This is a genomic window from Sporosarcina sp. JAI121 (assembly GCF_013408665.1).
Lineage (GTDB): Bacteria > Bacillota > Bacilli > Bacillales_A > Planococcaceae > Sporosarcina.
Genome location: NZ_JACCCL010000001.1, coordinates 2,008,506 through 2,025,752, shown reverse-complemented (window position 1 = coordinate 2,025,752; position 17,247 = coordinate 2,008,506). Strand labels below are relative to the sequence as shown.

Below are 17,247 nucleotides of genomic sequence, written 5' to 3'. Positions count from 1 at the left end.
TGAATACGAATCTAAGACTTATGAAACGGTTCTTATTCGGTTTATCTATAGCTTGTTATAACTCATGATTTTGCATATTATTCGAAAGTTAGCCTAAAGAATTGTCTGAATACCTACATATTTATGTTGACTTTCACTGGATTTCATTATATATTATTAATGATATTGAGAATCATTTTCAATCAAAAAAACTAAAAGTCTGGAGATGGAAAATCATGAAGAAGAGCTTATACATAATTGTTGTTGCCATGATGCTCATACTTGCTGCATGTGGAAGTACAACTAAAAAGGAAAGTGGTACTGATACTGATTCAGCTTCTAAGAAAACTGAAAAGGCGGAAGTGAATTTATATACAAGCCGTCATTATGATGTTGATAATGAATTATATAAAAAGTTTGAACAAGAAACTGGTATAAAAGTTAACGTAATAAAAGACGAAGCAGATGTACTTATCGAACGGATCAAACGTGAAGGAACTGCAACGAAAGCAGACATATTACTAACAGCAGACGTTGGAAGACTGTATCGTGCAAAAGAAGATGGACTCCTTCAAACTGTGTCAAGTGACATCTTATCGAAACAAATACCTGAGAACTTACGTGATGTTGACGATATGTGGGTTGGGTTGACGAAACGTGCGAGAATTTTAGTGTATAATAAAGATAAAGTTAAACCCGAAGAGCTTTCCACGTACGAAGCGCTGACGGAAGACAAATGGAAAAGCCGTGTTCTTGTGCGGTCATCTGAAAGTGTTTATAACCAGTCACTTCTTGCTTCATTCATCGAGATAAATGGTGAAGAGAAAGCGAAAGAATGGGCTCAAGGCATCGTCAATAACTTTGCCCAAAATCCTGAGGGCGGAGATCGGGACCAAGCGAAAGCAATCGCTGCAGGAATCGGTGACGTCGCAATTATGAATTCATATTATTTCGGTCAAATGCTTAATTCAACAGAGCCGGAGGAAGTGAAAGTAGCCGAGAACCTTGGTGTTTTCTTCCCGAACCAAGAAACTACTGGTACACATGTAAATATTAGTGGAGCAGGAGTCATAAAAGGTTCAAAAAACGCGGAGAACGCGGTTAAATTACTTGAATTCCTAACTGGGGAAGAGGCGCAAGGCGAGTTTGCTTCTGCAAATTATGAATTCCCGGTTAATGAAAATGTTGAACCTTCAGAACTCCTCAAATCTTGGGGGGATTTTAAAGAACAAGATATTCCATTATCGACACTCGGAGAAAACAACGCGAAAGCGATTATGATTTTTAACGAAGTCGGCTGGAAATAAAAGTCGAGCCCCCTTCCGGAAATTCGGTAAGGGGGTTGTTGCGGAAAAGATAAAGGATGGGTTTCTCATGAACAAGTATTTAGCTAACGTAAACGGGTGGTCGATTGCAGCTGTACTCATTATCATCGTGCTGTTTTTACCGAATATGTCGATTGTAATAGGCATATTTTCTCCAGCTAGTGAAAATTGGGCACATATAAAGGAATTCATGCTTCTTAACTATATTAAGTCGACGCTCACACTCGTTTTCTTTACAGCGTTGTTCACGATTGCTATCGGACTTAGTCTTGCTTGGCTCATTGCTCAATATAATTTTCCCCTTAGGAACTTTATGAAATGGGCGCTAATTCTCCCTTTATCGATTCCGCCATTCATTGGTGCTTATACATATCACGGCATCATAAATTATACGGGTGTCATTCAAAAGACGCTTCGTAACCATTTCGATATCGTAGTGAATCCTGCCTATTTTGACATCATGAACGTCCCAGGTGCAATTTTCATTTATACACTGTTTCTTTATCCTTATGTATATATGATTACGAGAATCTTTCTTTCTCACCAATCTGCCTCCCTCATTGAAAGTGCGCGCACTTTAGGGAAAGGCCCTTTGGAAATCTTCTTCAGAGTAGTTATCCCGATTTCCCGTGTGTCCATAATTGGCGGGGCTAGTCTTGTAGTGCTTGAGGTTTTGAACGACTATGGGGTAGTGAAGTATTTCGGAATCCAGACGTTTAGTACAGCTATTTTCCAAACGTGGTTTGGGCTAGGTGATCTGGAATCATCCATCAAACTAGCTGCCTCTCTTATGGGAATCGTTATTTTTATTCTGATGATTGAACGTTTACTGCGAGGCAGGAAGCAATATAGTTATTCCACGACAAAAGTTAGGCCGCTTCCTCTCGTAAAACTTACAGGGAAGAGAGCGGTATTTGCAACACTGTATACAGTTGTTATTTTCAGTGTAGCATTTTTCATTCCGACCCTTCAGTTGATTGACTGGGTGATTCTTACGTTCGGTAAAGTACCGATGCAGGATGTTTTACTCTATACGAAAAACTCTGTTATCGTGGCAGGTCTTGGGGCCTTCCTGATAATTGTATTTTCATTGGTTGTCGGTAACTTTAGTCGAGTCGTCAATCACAAGTTTGCGAAAGTGTTACCGAAATTGACGGTCCTCGGTTATTCGATTCCGGGCGTGGTTGTCGCTGTGGCTGTTATTACAACGTTTATTGCGCTTGACCGGTTCTTTGCGCCCGTTTATCAATACTTTGGTATAGATTCAGAACTTGTTTTGAGCGTCAATCTTTTCATGCTTATAAGCGCATATATCATCCGATTTTTTGCGATCGGTTATAATTCGATTGAATCAGGTTTCGATAAAATAGGAACGGATTTCCGTGATGCATCCCGTATGCTTGGAGCAAACAGTCTTCGGACATTTTTCAGGGTGGATGTTCCCATGATGAAAGGTGCCATTATCAGCGGATTTATACTTGTGTTTGTAGACATATTAAAAGAAATTCCGTTAACTTTAATTTTACGGCCTTTTAATTACGATACACTGGCTACAAAGGCGTTCCAATACGCAAGTGATGAAAAGATCATGGAGGCATCTCAAGCCTCATTACTGATTGTCGGTGTGAGCACGATTGCAATCTTCGTTTTCCATAAGTTACTCAGAGAGGAGCGGGAATAATATGTTTATGAATATTAAAAATCTGCAGTTCACTTATCCCAAATCTCCATTGAAAACTGTTGATGATTTTTCCTTCGCGGTGGAAAAAGGAGAAGTTATTTCAATACTTGGCCGTAGTGGAAGTGGAAAAAGTACACTTCTTCGCTTAATTGCAGGACTAGAAATGCCCTTAGGAGGTTCATTTACCTTGAACGGCAAGAAGATGTTTTGCGACCAGACCTTCCTGCAACCGGAAAAACGGGGAATTGGTATGGTTTTTCAGGACTATGCACTTTTCCCACATATGAGTGTTGAGGATAATGTTCTTTTCGGCCTCCCGAAAATGAGTAAGAAAGACAAAAATAAACGGGTGCAAGAAGTGCTTGAACTTGTTGAACTTACAGGGTTTGAAAAACGTTACCCTCACCAATTAAGCGGAGGACAGCAGCAACGGGTTGCACTTGCAAGAGCAATGGCTCCCGAACCGGAACTGATTCTTCTTGATGAGCCATTCAGTAATCTGGATACAGATTTACAAGTGAAAATTCGCGAAGATCTTAGACGGATTTTAAAGAAAGCAAAAACAACCGCTATATTTGTGACACATAATCAAAATGATGCCCACGCACTCGCAGATCGCATTGTGAAAATTAAAGATGGCAAAATTGACAAAATCGGGCGTCCGTGTGACTTGCTTGGTGTTTCGCCAACGGAAATTCCCGGCATGGTTGAAATCACTTATGAAGAACTTATCGGTGTTTGATAAAACGGGCTTGCAATTACGATACAATCAACGTATACTCAATTTTAATTAATAATCAGAAATGCATGGAAGAGGACAACAATCTTTTTGTTCGCCTATAGAGAACGGGGTCAATGGCTGGAAGCCCTGAAGGATAGACTGAAGATTTACCACCTCGAAGCAGCATCGGTGAAATTTGCAGTAGCCGATGACGGAATCCGGTCCGTTATCCGACGTCAAGCTTCATCTTTCCAATGTTTGTTTAGCTCCAGCGGTCAGACGCTCTGGTATTTGGTCAGTACAGCTATGTGGGAAAACACCACTAGCCAACCTGTCTTATGCCTGTCACGTCTTCATAGGCTACTTACGCTTTTCATTTTTTGGATTGAAGGAAGAAGGGTGGAACCGCGAGCTAAAGCTTCGTCCCTTTCCAGGGATGGGGCTTTTTTTGTTTTTCAATAATAATAAAGAGGAGTGCTTAACAATGGCAGATATGATTAATTTAAAATTTCCCGACGGGGCAGTGAAAGAATTCCCCCTTGGTACTACTACTGAAGAAGTTGCGGGGTCTATTAGCCCGGGACTACGGAAAAGTGCATTGGCAGGAAAAGTAGGAGATAAATTAGTGGACTTGAAATCACCGATTACGGAAGATGGCGACATCGCGATTATTACTCCCCAATCACCGGAAGCGCTTGAAATACTGCGCCATAGTACGGCCCATTTACTTGCACAGGCAGTGAAACGCAAGTATCCTGATGCAAAACTGGGTATCGGACCGGTTATCCAGAACGGCTTTTATTATGACATTGATTCGCCCGAGCCAATTACAGCTGAAGATTTACCTGAATTGGAAAAAGAGATGAAAAAAATTATTGCTGAAAACTTCGAAGTGATTCGTCATGACGTATCCCGCGAAGAAGCAGAAAAGCGTTTCCAGGAAATTGACGATGAATACAAACTGGAACTTCTTGAAGCGATTCCAGAGGGCGAGCAAGTATCCATTTACGAACAAGGCGATTTCTTCGACTTATGCCGTGGTGTCCACGTTCCGTCAACATCGAAGTTAAAGGAATTCAAGCTACTTAGCATCGCAGGCGCATATTGGCGCGGCGATTCAAATAACAAAATGCTACAGCGGATTTATGGGACAGCATTCTTCAAAAAAGATGAACTGAAAGAACATTTGCGTCTTTTGGAAGAAGCGAAAGAGCGTGATCATCGCAAAATCGGTAAAGAATTGAACTTATTCATGAACTCGCAGAAAGTGGGTCAAGGTTTGCCGATGTGGCTGCCAAAAGGAGCGACAATCCGCCGTATCATCGAGAGATACATCGTTGATAAAGAAGAGAAGCTTGGCTATGATCACGTCTATACACCAGTTCTCGGTAGTGTGGAACTATATAAAACTTCGGGTCATTGGGATCACTACCAGGATGGCATGTTCCCAGTAATGAGTATGGATAATGAAGACCTCGTCCTTCGTCCGATGAACTGCCCGCATCACATGATGATATACAAAAATGGCATCCATTCTTATAGAAACTTGCCGTTGCGTATCGCGGAACTTGGTACAATGCATCGCTATGAAATGTCGGGGGCGCTATCGGGGTTGCAACGCGTTCGAGGAATGACTTTGAACGATGCACATATTTTCGTCCGTCCCGATCAGATCAAGGACGAATTCAAACGCGTCGTACAACTTGTTATTGATGTCTATAAAGATTTCAACATCGATGATTATTCTTTCCGTGTTTCATACCGGGATCCGGCGGATAAAGAAAAGTATTTTGACGACGATGCAATGTGGAATCGCGCACAAACGATGCTGAAAGAAGCGATGGATGAACTTGGTCTCGATTATGTTGAAGCCGAAGGGGAAGCCGCGTTCTACGGACCTAAACTTGACGTTCAAGTGAAAACAGCAATCGGTATGGAGGAAACATTATCCACAGTTCAACTGGACTTCCTTCTTCCTGAACGCTTTGATCTTACGTATGTGGGTGAGGACGGAAAACAGCACCGTCCAGTCGTTATTCACCGTGGTGTCGTCTCAACGATGGAACGTTTTGTTGCATTCCTGATTGAGGAATATAAAGGCGCATTCCCGACTTGGCTAGCACCTGTCCAAGTAGAAGTTATTCCAGTTTCACCGGATGTGCATTTCGATTACGCGGATGGTGTACGCGAAAAACTGGTCGCTGCTGGATTCCGTGTTAATATTGACAGCCGTGAAGAGAAAATCGGTTACAAAATTAGAGAAGCGCAAATGCAAAAAGTTCCTTATATGCTCGTTCTCGGCGACAAGGAAGTTGAGTCGGGAGAAGTGAATGTCCGAAAATACGGCGAGCAGAATTCAGAAAGCATTCCGTTCGACGATTTCCTAGCAAAATTAAAACAAGAAGTAAGTAATATATAATTAAAATAGTTGACACTCTAATCGTCTCGTGTTAAAGTAATTAAGGTTAGTAATGACTGAATACAGTTTGTGGTATAAGAAGAGGCTACCCGCTTCTCACCTGTTCGACGCAAAAACGTTGTTGACAGGTCAACACATGAGTGAAGTGCCGTGCATTTGCACGTACACATACGCGGGTAGACAAATCCAATTTGTCTACCTTTTTTTATTGGATGGACCTGTGGGGCCGCTCCGAACGGACGGTATACCCAAACCATGTATTCGAGAAATATCCGGAGGTGGATTACTATTAGCAAAGACATGTACGTAAATGAGGGCATCCGTGCCCGCGAGCTGCGCATTATCGATCACAACGGCGATCAGCTCGGAATCAAAACACGCACTGAGGCACTAGAAATTGCCGCTCTTGCGAATTTGGATCTTGTCCTTGTAGCTCCAACAGCGAAACCCCCAGTGGCTCGTATCATGGACCACGGAAAGTTCAAATTCGAACAGCAGAAAAAGGATCGCGAAGTCCGTAAGAATCAGAAAATCATACTGCTTAAAGAAGTTCGGTTAAGCCCGACGATCGATGAGCATGATTTCCAGACAAAACTACGGAACGCTATCAAGTTCCTTGAAAAAGGCGACAAAGTAAAAGCTTCCATCCGTTTCCGCGGTCGTGCGATTACGCACAAGGAAATCGGACAGCGCGTCCTTGACCGTTTCGCAGAAGCGTGCAAAGATGTATCTACGGTTGAACAACGACCGAAGATGGAAGGTCGAAGCATGTTCCTAGTGCTTGCACCAACTGCTGATAAAGAGTAACAATGAAAGATTTAGGAGGAACAGAACATGCCAAAAATGAAAACTCACCGCGGTTCAGCGAAACGTTTCAAAAAAACCGGTTCTGGTAAACTGAAACGCGGCCGTGCTTACACAAGTCACTTATTTGCAAACAAACCGACAAAAGCAAAACGCCACCTGCGTAAAGCTTCACTCGTTTCTTCAGGCGACTTCAAACGTATTCGCCAAATGATCACTTACATGTAATAAATCAAAACACAATCGGACAGAAAAGCAGGAGGTAATGAACTATGCCACGCGTAAAAGGTGGAACAGTGACGCGCAAGCGTCGTAATCGAGTATTGAAATTAGCAAAAGGTTACTTTGGTTCAAAACATAGACTTTACAAAGTAGCAAACCAACAGGTAATGAAATCATTCAACTATGCATACCGTGACCGTCGTCAAAAGAAACGTGAATTCCGTAAATTATGGATCACACGTATCAATGCGGCTGCGCGTATCAACGGTCTTTCATACAGCACTTTAATGCACGGCTTGAAAGTAGCTGGCATCGATGTTAACCGTAAAATGCTTGCTGATCTTGCAGTGACTGACGCACAAGCGTTCACACAACTTGCAGATGCAGCGAAAAAATCAATCGCAAAATAAGAACGGCAAATAGTAGCCGCCAAGCGGCCCGAAGTTCATTCGGGTAGCTAGGCGGCTATTTTTAATTATATTTGGTGGGTATATAGGGTTTTGTTGTCGTATGTCGTAGAGTTTAAACATTCCGTCGTACAGTTCGTATCGCCTGTCGTAGAGTTCGAAATCCGTCGTACAGTTTTCCGTCTGTCGTAGAGTATACGTATTCCGTCGTATGGTTCGGACCGCCTGTCGTAGAGTTCACGAAATCCGTCGTACAGTTTTCAGTCTGTCATAGAGTATACGTATTCCGTCGTATGGTTCGGACCGCCTGTCGTAGAGTTCACGAAATCCGTCGTACAGTTTTCCATCTGTCGTAGAGTATACGAAATCCGTCGTACAGTTCATTTCTGAAAATGGAAATTAGCTATAAATAAATTAGGAAATCCTATCGAATACGAATGGACATTTACAAATTCTATCTAAATCCTTTTTACTCCAGCCGTGTAAAAAGTCGCTGAAGAGTTTCCTTTTTTAACAAGAGGGGATTTTTTTAGAGCATAATATGCGGCGTGCTTATCCTTCAATCTTAAAAAGTTACGACACTCTTCATTATTAATCGAATTTTTCACGAGTATGAGCCAATCGTGAATAGCTTTATTGTATGGATCAGTAGCATCCTTTCCGCAACGCGGACAATACCAAGTCTCACGGGTTTTTCGCAAAAGATTGTCATTGCAGTAATGACACAATAAGCCTGTCCGTAAATCTTTCGGGTCAATGCGATAATAAGAACAAAGTGGAAATGGATTGAATTGCTGTTGTTCAGAAAGAATTCTTTTCGTTATGTCATGGAATTGGACGGTCGATAGAACCGTTTCAACGGGCTGTAGATTTTGCAAATACAAGGGAAGCTGCTTTTTATAAATGATAGTAAAGTCGTGAGGCGCATCTTTTACATTTGTGTTCTGATTCGCTAGAACAAGTATGCCCAGTGTCTTAAGAGAAATACCGCGTTGACGAAACCACTCATCAAGATTCGACTTGTTCGTTTCAATCTGATATACCGGACAGTCAATAATTGTTACATCTCCGGTTTCAATCACTTGTTCAAGATGTGGGGGATTTTGTACAAATCGGATTGAATCCTTAAGATTTTTCACTTCGACGATCAAAACATATCGCTCTGTGATAATCAATGTATCAATCTGAAATGTGAAATTAGGGGAAATGCGCAAATGTACGTCAGAGAAAACTTTGGTCAAATATGGGAAATGAGTACGCTCGATATATGAATCGACGTTACACTCCCCTGAATAGCCGGCACCGGTACGGTAGAAAATATTGTTTAAAAGCTGTACTTTCTGATGGGTGGGGGAAAGCCGGGCAATCAAACGGGGGATCCCACTGAGTAAAATAGGTTGATTTCTCTTAATGGTTGTACGTATTTGATTCAACTCCCCCTCTTATAGATTGATAATTCAAATTAATAATACAGTACGATAGGAGAATTAACAATAGTTTCTTAGTTTATTTTGCCGCTGTCGTACAGTTTGGCCCTCCCGTCGTAGAGTCCGCCTAAATCGTCGTGCAATTTCAAGACAGTCGTAGAGTTCCGACAATCTGTCGTACAGTTTCAAGACAGTCGCAGAGTTCACTGAATTTGTCGCGCAAGTTCCCTTAATCCACAAGCTACCTTTCAGAACAATCGACTCATATTAGTCCTTTGCGACTGCTAAACAGTGTAAAATGTAAGTAGAAAAGAAAAGGGGGAATAGCATTTGCAAACGACAATCCTGGGGTGGATTGCAATCATGTCCATATGGGCATTTTTTGCCATGGGTTATGACAAACGTCAGGCGAAAAGAAAAGGGCAACGGATTCCCGAAAAGAATTTATGGACGCTTGCTTTGCTCGGTGGAGGTATCGGTGCATACTTCGGCATGCAGACGTTCCGTCATAAGACAAGGCATACATCGTTTCGGATCGGCTTTCTACTATTGGCTATTGCTTATGGAATCGGCATACTTTATCTGCTAGGCGTCAGCATTCCGGGAATGGTGGAGGCATAAGAAAAAGCCCGTCTGAAAAACGGGCTTTCATTCATTATGACTTCAATAGTTTTTCAATGGGGTTTTTCCAACTAATATCGGCTTTTGGATAGTTAGACAGGATTTCGGCAGAGATGAAGTGAAAATCATCTTTTGTAAACCCTTGAAGTTTCGTTTCGTCTTTCACCCAGACAAAAATAGATACGACATCAATTGAATTAGTAGTCGTCCCTAAATATTTTTCACCTTCAAACATGGCGCCTTTATAAGTAATGAAAAAATTCTTCCGCACATTTTTCACATCATCATAAAAATAATATTTTTCTTCCGCGTAGGCATCATCAAGCTTGCGTTTCGGATCAGTTAAATACCGAATTCCGCGATAGAACAAATAAACGATAAAAGCGATAATGACAAAGCGGATCAGCAATACCATAACGGATCCCCCTTACTATTTTAGAGATACTAACATATACGGATGACTTCACTGAAAGGTTTCAACATATTCAAATTAATCGGAGGTTTTTTTATGAAACTGACTAAACTTTTTACTATGCAGCGTGAACTTGATTCATTCATCCAAAATAATAGAGAAAAACAGACGGATGTTTTTCAGGAAAAAGGCTTGGCACTCTTGGTTGAACTTGCAGAACTTGCGAACGAAACGAGGTGTTTCAAGTTTTGGAGTACGAAAGGCCCTTCGGAAGAATCTGTCATTCTTGAAGAATACGTGGATTCTATTCATTTCCTTCTTTCTCTGGGTATTGAAAAAGAGCTGCATACACTCACTTATTGGCCGGAGGGTGAGGTAGAAGGGGAACTGACGCAATTATTCCTGGGTGCAACAGTTGCGATTCATAAGTTTCTTAACGAAATCGATATGCCGGCTTATGAGCAAGTCTGGATCTATTATGGTGCAATCGCGAAAAAATTAGGGTTTACAAATGAAGACATCATCGCTGCATACGTAGCGAAGAATGAAGAAAATTACAACCGTCAAAAAACAGGATATTAAATGTTTTATAGAAAAATCAATAAATAGATTGACAGAATCCTTCGGATAAAAAATAATAGAGTTGTATATAAAGTTTTGAGGAGGCGTCAATGTGAATGATTGGAACAAAGAGGATTTTGGTATAAGGCTAAAAACATTGCGTGAACAGCGCGGATTATCGATGATGGCGTTTGGAACCGCAATCGGAACATCGGCAAGTCGTATTAAAGATTGGGAAAAAGGGAAAAATGCTCCTTCCGCTGCTTGGATAGCTAAAATCTCTGAACGTTTCAATGTTTCGACAGATGAGCTTATTCTTGGCAATGCGAAGACGTCAAAAGCCTTCAAAGTTTCGAGGTCTTCAAATGTCGATATGCTTTACGACAAGTTAAGAGAAAACATTACCTCTGATATCGAAATAGAAGTGGAATCAAAGCATACGGATGGACTGTATGCAGAACTTGATGCTCAGCACAAAGAAAAATATCGAAGTGGCAAAGGCAGGAGGCGAGCGGAACTCGAAATGCTTGCTTTACTGACGGAACTGCCGAAAAAGGAAGTGCTTGAACTCCTGGAGCTTGCAAAATATAAAAAACGCTGGCTCTAATGAAGGGAAATTCGATAAGAAGTGAAACAAAGAAACCGCTACGACGTTTTTGGTTTTTCTTCCTAGTCATTAATGGCCTTATTTGCTTTTTCATATTCAAAGGAAATACGACAGTCGGTATAACGAATAATGTTATCTTTTCTGACAAGATTCCTGCAAGTTTCGACAACTTTACAATCGTCCAATTATCCGATTTGCACGACGCGGAATTTGGCGAAAATCATATTGATGTAGTTAACAAAGTGAAGATGATTATGCCCCAGGCAATCTTCATAACGGGTGATTTCATTGACAGTAACCGTTACAATCTTGAACAAAGTCTAATTCTTATTGAACAACTTCAATTCGTAGCGCCGATCTATTATGTGACCGGCAATCATGAAATTGCTACCAAGGATATGGATCGGATAAAAACCTCGCTTGAGGACTTAGGGGTTCGCGTTTTATCGGATAAGGCGGATGTAATTACGTTGGATTCCGATAGCTCAATAGTCATTGGCGGGATAGAGGATCCTCTGGCAAGCGAACTTGAAGATGATGAGGCGGTAAAGGCATCGATTGATCAGGCATTTGCTGAGGTGTCCGACGAGCTATTTACTATTTTGTTATCGCATAGACCTGAACAATTTGACGTTTATGAAGAGCAAGGGATAGATGTAACATTCACCGGCCATGCCCATGGAGGACAGTTCCGGATACCCGGAATAGGTGGGCTTGTCTCACCCGGGCAAGGTTGGTTACCGAAATATACATCAGGCGTACATGAGAAAAATAGTAGTCATATGGTAGTCAGTCGAGGACTTGGCAATAGCCTCATTCCTGTGCGGCTATTTAATCAACCGGAAATAGTCGTAGTTACGTTACGAAAAAGTGAATGAACAAAGCCTCCTTTAATGAAAAAGGAGGTTTTTTGTTTTGTTACAAAATAGTTTCAGTTTTTGAGTGCACTATTTTGAAGAGTATGAAAGTAAACGTATATTCAGGTATGATAGAGGGGATAGCATTCAAGAAAGGATGAGTAAAATGAAAGCATTTATCCACGAATCCGGGAAATTGAAAATAGGCGACATGAAGGAACCGGTTGCAAGCGCAGGTGAGGTTGTTGTAGCGCTACGAACGGCAGGTCTGAATCGCCGTGACATATATATACCTACACGTAGAGGGGAAGAAGCAGAAGCATTGACGTTGGGTTCGGATGGGGCGGGCGTCATCGATTCAATAGGTGAAGGGGTAACGGAATTTGAAGTCGGGGAAGAAGTGATCATCAATCCCGCGCTTCGTTGGTATACTAATAGCGATGCACCACCAGCAGGCTTCGATATTTTGGGGATGCCGGATAACGGAACGTTTGCAGAGAAAATTGTTATTTCAGCAGGCCAGATTGAAAAGAAACCGGCTCACTTATCTTGGGAAGAGGCGGCTGTTCTATCGTTAGCCGGGTTAACAGGTTACCGTGCATTATTTACCAAAGGGGGATTGAAAGCGGACGAAACGGTTTTCATTCCAGGTGCCGGCAGCGGAGTGGCCACATACCTGATTCAATTCGCTAAAAATATCGGAGCCCGTGTTATTGTCACTTCACGAAGTGAGGAAAAGCGTAAATTGGCGCTTCAACTGGGCGCGGATATCGCGCTTGATACAAATAGCGATTGGAATAAAGAACTAGTAGGGGAAACGATTGACCTTGTCATTGAAAGTGTTGGGCGTGCGACATTTAATCGCTCCTTGGGTGTATTGAAAAAAGGCGGTCGCATCGTGGTTTTTGGCGCTACGACAGATGATACGGTCGACTTGGATTTACGTGCATTTTTCTATGGCCAATATCAATTATTCGGTTCCACATTGGGTAGCCGGGAAGAGCTGCGCGATATGATTGCCCATGTGGAAAAATACGAAACACATCCGATTGTTGATCGGGTGTTCAATCTAGACGATGCGGCAGAAGCATTTGTTTATATTGAAGAGAGTAAGCAATTCGGGAAAGTTGTATTGCGAGTAACGGAATAACGTTTTACCGATACGGTTAATATTGGCTTATAAACGTCAAAAGATTGAATCTGGGTTTAATGAAAACTATGAAAGGTTGGTCATATATGACAGAAAAAGTATTACCGTTAACGGATTTAGAAATTGCATCTCTAGCAACGATGAAACCAATCTGGGCGATTGCTGAAAAAGCAGGAATTCCAGAAGGGGCAGTGGAACCATATGGGAGATTCAAAGCGAAAATTGACGTGACGAAGTTATCTCCGGAAAGTTTGGATGGAAAGGTCGTTCTCGTTACGGCGATTAGCCCAACACCGGCGGGGGAAGGGAAATCGACCGTCACTGTAGGCTTGGCTGACGCGCTGTCCAAGCTCGGGGAGAAGACCATGATTGCATTGCGCGAGCCATCGCTTGGCCCTGTTATGGGGGTGAAGGGCGGCGCTACAGGAGGCGGCAATGCTCAAGTAGTGCCGATGGAAGAAATCAACTTGCATTTCAACGGTGATATTCACGCAATTACAACGGCGAATAATGCGCTTAGTGCAATAATAGATAATCATCTGCATCAAGGAAATTCACTTCGGATTGATCCGCGGAGAATTACTTGGAAACGTGTTTTGGATATAAATGATCGTTCTTTACGCAACATAACAATCGGGCTCGGCGGTCCAGCACAGGGCGTTCCCCGGGAAGATGGTTTCGATATTACAGTGGCGTCTGAAATCATGGCAGTATTCTGTTTGGCGACAAGTCTGCAGGATTTAAAAGAGAGAATTGCACGGATCGTCATTGGTTATACGTATGACAAAGAGGCGGTCACAGTACGGGATCTCGGTGTACATGGCGCACTTACGCTCCTTCTAAAGGAGGCTTTCAAACCAAATCTGGTCCAGACAATTGAAGGGACTCCGGCACTTATTCACGGGGGACCCTTTGCAAACATAGCACATGGCTGCAATTCATTGATCGCAACGAACACGGCACGTAAACTTGCCGATGTCGTCGTGACGGAAGCTGGATTCGGAGCTGATTTAGGTGCTGAGAAGTTCATGAATATAAAAGCACGTCAAGGTGAATTCTCTCCCGACGTAGTTGTTATCGTCGCAACGGTGCGTGCGCTAAAAATGCATGGCGGCATTGAGAAAAGTGAGCTTGCGGTGGAGAACGTTCAGGCGGTCCTAGATGGAGTGGTGAACTTGGCTAAGCATATCGATACGATTCATGCTTTCGGTGTCCAACCTGTCGTGGCGTTGAACAAATTCGTCACGGACACGAATGCTGAACTGGAAATTATTTTTGAATGGTGTAAGAAAAATGATATTAGAGTAGCACTCACGGAAGTCTGGGAACGTGGCGGGGATGGCGGTATTTCTTTGGCGCGGGAAGTACTGGAGCTTCTGGATGAACCGAATAACTTCGCTCCGCTCTACGATGTAGAACAATCGGTAAGCGATAAAATCACGACGATCGTTCAAAAAGTATATGGGGGATCGGGTGTTGTTTTTACAGAAGACGCACAAAAAGATCTTGAAGATATCGAGAAAAATGGCTGGGGTTTATTGCCGATTTGCATGGCGAAAACACAGTATTCATTTTCAGATGACCCAAAAATACTTGGCCGTCCTGAAGGATTCATGATAACCGTCAGAAAAATCATACCGAGACTTGGGGCTGGATTCCTGGTCTGTCTGACAGGCGATATTATGACGATGCCCGGCTTGCCTAAGACTCCGGCAGCATTTCATATGGATATCGATTCAACAGGAAACGCTGTTGGATTAATATGATTTTTGAAAGTAAGTCTAGAAAAACGGGACTGCCCTAACTACTAGGACAGTCCCGTTTTATATTATTACAATAATTTATCGTCAACTGAGTCGAGCCACGATTCAATTGTGCCAATGACAGATTCCACGCAGCCATCTTCGAAGGGGGATATTAAATTTGCCTCTCCAACAAGTTTTGTAAACGATTTAGATCCGCCAAGTTTACAAAGATGTAAATAATCATTCCATGCCGTTTCGCGGTCTTCAAGCGAGCGTTTCCAAAATTGGAACGCGCAAATTTGGGCGAGTGTATAGTCTATATAATAAAATGGGCTTTCATAGATATGACCTTGGCGTTGCCAAACAGCGCCGGCTTCCAAATATTCAATACCATCATAGTCACGCATCGGCAGATAGGTTCCCTCAATCTTTTTCCATGTGGCTTTTCGTTCAGCTGCTGTCATTTCAGGATTTTCATAGATGGCGTGCTGGAATTCATCGACTGCGACACCGTATGGTAAAAAGAGTAATGAACTGCTTAGATGTGCAAATTTGTATTTATCCGTCTGTTCTTTGAAAAACAGCTCCATCCATGGCCATGTGAGGAATTCCATACTCATCGAATGGATTTCAGCACCTTCATGTGTAGGCCACAGATACTCTGGAATGCCGATATTACGGCTGGAGAATACTTGGAATGCATGTCCCGCTTCATGCGTCAGTACGTCAATGTCGCCGGATGTTCCATTGAAATTGGAGAAGATGAAAGGTGAATCGTAATTATCGATGAATGTGCAATAGCCACCCGATTCTTTTCCTGTCTTCGCTTCGACGTCAAGTAACTTCTTGTCTGTCATGAACTTGAAAAATACATCTGTTTCAGGCGAAAGTTCTGCATACATCTTTTTACCATTTTCTATAATCCACTCGGGAGAACCTTGGGGCGTCGCATTCCCCGTTAAGAATTCGAGTGACTGATCGTAAAATTTCAGCTTGTCAACACCTATACGTTCAGCTTGACGTGCATAAAGACGGTTCGCAAGCGGAACGATATGGTCACGTACTTGGTTACGGAATTTCTTTACCATGTCTGCATCATAGTCGATTCGGTTCATCCGTACATAGCCAAGTTCAACGAAGTTATTGTAACCGAGAGTTGTCGCAATTTCATGACGCAGTTTGACGAGTTCGTCATAGATTTCATCAAATTTCTCGCCGTTGTCCGAATAGAACGTGTAGGTTGCTTCCATAGCGGTCTTGCGGACGGACCGGTCCGTCGATTCCGCATAGGGCCCCATTTGAGCAAGCGTCATTATTTTGCCGTCGAATTCAATTTGTGCAGATGCGACAAGTTTAGAGTAGTCGGAAGTGAGTTTGTTTTCTCTTTGCAGGAGCCCGACGATTTTCGGTGAAAACGATTTGATGGAGTTGTCGGCCAAAGCGAAAAGTTGTGTGCCCCATTCCTTTTCAAGTTGGGATCTGAAAGGGGACGTTACAAGTTCTTGGTAGTAGGCGGTTTCAAGTTCCTGGTACTCAGGACCGATTTCATCGAAATAGTCGCGTTCTTTCAAATGAAATTCATCTTGTGTGTCAATAGACGCACGGATATAGACAAGGTTTGCCATTGTTGAGTAGTCTTTGCCGATTGTATTGATTTTTTTAATCACTTCATTTTGTTGTTCATAAGAACTAGCAGAACGAAATTCTTGGAGTAGCATATCAAAATCCGTTTTTACTTTTTCCATGTTGGGTCTTGTGTATTGATAGTCTTCGAATGTAATCAAATTGATTCCCCCTAATTGTTTGGTCGTGAAATAGCTCACTGCTTCTATTGTTCACGAAGTTCCGGAATATTGCAAAATAAACTTTTTGAAAAAGTTGAGTGTTTTTTATGGGTTTATTGGAATCCAAAAAAATAATGTAAGCTCCAAAGTTACCCCTTTCAAGGTTGAATGATGTATTATGAAGAGTAGTGGCATTGTGGCCGTGTAATTTAAATTTGTAAGTGAGAGGTTGGTACTACTATGGAAATTACTGAGTACATTATTAATCAAATTAACGATCCTACCGGGATTATTGCTGGAGAACGATATGAATACCGCTTGTATATAGATTTGGATGAGGAAGACGACCTTTATTCCGAAGGAGGAACTGGGCTCCGGGTAATCTTTGCGGTTGACGGAGATGAAGGGCGTATCGCTTCTTATCACTTTTTTGAGCGGACAAATGAAAAAATTCTTGACTTCGAACTGGAAGATGATGAGAAAGCAATCGTTCTTGAATTTTGCAGAACGCACCGCGAATAGTAG

At 42.3% G+C, this 17,247-nt stretch carries 17 protein-coding genes; 14 read left to right on the top strand and 3 right to left on the bottom strand.

Going from position 1 to position 17,247, the window contains the following annotated elements; translation table 11 throughout:
* Positions 1-215: 215 nt before the first annotated feature.
* The 7 genes from HDC33_RS09505 (at position 216) to rplT (ending at position 7,561) form a co-directional block, all read left to right on the top strand.
* The gene (locus HDC33_RS09505) at positions 216-1,286 is read left to right on the top strand and encodes a Fe(3+) ABC transporter substrate-binding protein (protein ID WP_179392206.1); all 1,071 of its coding nucleotides are present in this window, start codon (positions 216-218) and stop codon (positions 1,284-1,286) included.
* A gap of 67 nt (positions 1,287-1,353) precedes the next feature.
* On the top strand, positions 1,354-2,985 hold the full coding sequence (locus HDC33_RS09500; RefSeq protein WP_179392205.1) for an ABC transporter permease: 1,632 nt from the start codon (positions 1,354-1,356) through the stop codon (positions 2,983-2,985).
* A gap of 1 nt (position 2,986) precedes the next feature.
* Complete coding sequence (locus HDC33_RS09495) at positions 2,987-3,727, top strand: ABC transporter ATP-binding protein (protein ID WP_179392204.1); 741 nt, start codon at positions 2,987-2,989, stop codon at positions 3,725-3,727.
* Positions 3,728-4,190: 463 nt separating this feature from the next.
* Positions 4,191-6,125: a threonine--tRNA ligase gene (thrS, locus tag HDC33_RS09490; protein WP_179392203.1), complete on the top strand. Its 1,935-nt coding sequence runs from the start codon at positions 4,191-4,193 to the stop codon at positions 6,123-6,125.
* Positions 6,126-6,425: 300 nt separating this feature from the next.
* A complete protein-coding gene (gene infC, locus HDC33_RS09485; protein WP_179392202.1) occupies positions 6,426-6,932 on the top strand; it encodes a translation initiation factor IF-3 in 507 nt (168 codons plus the stop codon).
* Positions 6,933-6,959: 27 nt separating this feature from the next.
* Positions 6,960-7,157, top strand: a complete 198-nt coding sequence (gene rpmI, locus HDC33_RS09480) for a 50S ribosomal protein L35 (RefSeq protein WP_179392201.1) — start codon at positions 6,960-6,962, stop codon at positions 7,155-7,157.
* A 44-nt stretch (positions 7,158-7,201) separates the two neighbouring features.
* On the top strand, positions 7,202-7,561 hold the full coding sequence (gene rplT, locus HDC33_RS09475; RefSeq protein WP_067207704.1) for a 50S ribosomal protein L20: 360 nt from the start codon (positions 7,202-7,204) through the stop codon (positions 7,559-7,561).
* A 455-nt stretch (positions 7,562-8,016) separates the two neighbouring features.
* On the opposite strand, the gene HDC33_RS09470 is transcribed toward rplT, so the two are convergent.
* The gene (locus tag HDC33_RS09470) at positions 8,017-8,991 is read right to left on the bottom strand and encodes a nuclease-related domain-containing protein (RefSeq protein WP_179392200.1); all 975 of its coding nucleotides are present in this window, start codon (positions 8,989-8,991) and stop codon (positions 8,017-8,019) included.
* 324 nt (positions 8,992-9,315) lie between these two features.
* Between HDC33_RS09470 and HDC33_RS09465 the strand changes: the two genes are divergently transcribed.
* Positions 9,316-9,606, top strand: a complete 291-nt coding sequence (locus tag HDC33_RS09465; RefSeq protein WP_255457326.1) for a DUF1294 domain-containing protein — start codon at positions 9,316-9,318, stop codon at positions 9,604-9,606.
* 34 nt (positions 9,607-9,640) lie between these two features.
* On the opposite strand, the gene HDC33_RS09460 is transcribed toward HDC33_RS09465, so the two are convergent.
* Positions 9,641-10,021, bottom strand: a complete 381-nt coding sequence (locus tag HDC33_RS09460) for a sigma-w pathway protein ysdB (protein WP_179392199.1) — start codon at positions 10,019-10,021, stop codon at positions 9,641-9,643.
* Between the two features lie 93 nt (positions 10,022-10,114).
* On the opposite strand from HDC33_RS09460, the gene HDC33_RS09455 reads away from it, so the two are divergent.
* The 5 genes from HDC33_RS09455 (at position 10,115) to HDC33_RS09435 (ending at position 14,959) form a co-directional block, all read left to right on the top strand.
* Complete coding sequence (locus HDC33_RS09455) at positions 10,115-10,600, top strand: dUTP diphosphatase (RefSeq protein WP_179392198.1); 486 nt, start codon at positions 10,115-10,117, stop codon at positions 10,598-10,600.
* 91 nt (positions 10,601-10,691) lie between these two features.
* Positions 10,692-11,186 (top strand): helix-turn-helix domain-containing protein, encoded by a 495-nt coding sequence (locus HDC33_RS09450; protein WP_179392197.1) that lies wholly within the window; start codon positions 10,692-10,694, stop codon positions 11,184-11,186.
* A complete protein-coding gene (locus tag HDC33_RS09445; protein ID WP_179392196.1) occupies positions 11,186-12,064 on the top strand; it encodes a metallophosphoesterase in 879 nt (292 codons plus the stop codon). Before HDC33_RS09450 ends, HDC33_RS09445 begins: the two co-directional genes overlap by 1 nt.
* 145 nt (positions 12,065-12,209) lie before the next feature.
* Complete coding sequence (locus tag HDC33_RS09440; RefSeq protein ID WP_179392195.1) at positions 12,210-13,193, top strand: zinc-binding dehydrogenase; 984 nt, start codon at positions 12,210-12,212, stop codon at positions 13,191-13,193.
* 86 nt (positions 13,194-13,279) lie between these two features.
* Positions 13,280-14,959 (top strand): formate--tetrahydrofolate ligase, encoded by a 1,680-nt coding sequence (locus HDC33_RS09435; protein ID WP_179392194.1) that lies wholly within the window; start codon positions 13,280-13,282, stop codon positions 14,957-14,959.
* Positions 14,960-15,024: 65 nt separating this feature from the next.
* Here the strand turns inward: HDC33_RS09435 and HDC33_RS09430 are convergent, their stop codons facing one another.
* Positions 15,025-16,722: a M3 family oligoendopeptidase gene (locus HDC33_RS09430; protein ID WP_179392193.1), complete on the bottom strand. Its 1,698-nt coding sequence runs from the start codon at positions 16,720-16,722 to the stop codon at positions 15,025-15,027.
* A gap of 240 nt (positions 16,723-16,962) precedes the next feature.
* On the opposite strand from HDC33_RS09430, the gene HDC33_RS09425 reads away from it, so the two are divergent.
* Positions 16,963-17,244 (top strand): DUF6509 family protein, encoded by a 282-nt coding sequence (locus HDC33_RS09425; RefSeq protein ID WP_179392192.1) that lies wholly within the window; start codon positions 16,963-16,965, stop codon positions 17,242-17,244.
* The last annotated feature ends 3 nt before the right edge of the window (positions 17,245-17,247 follow it).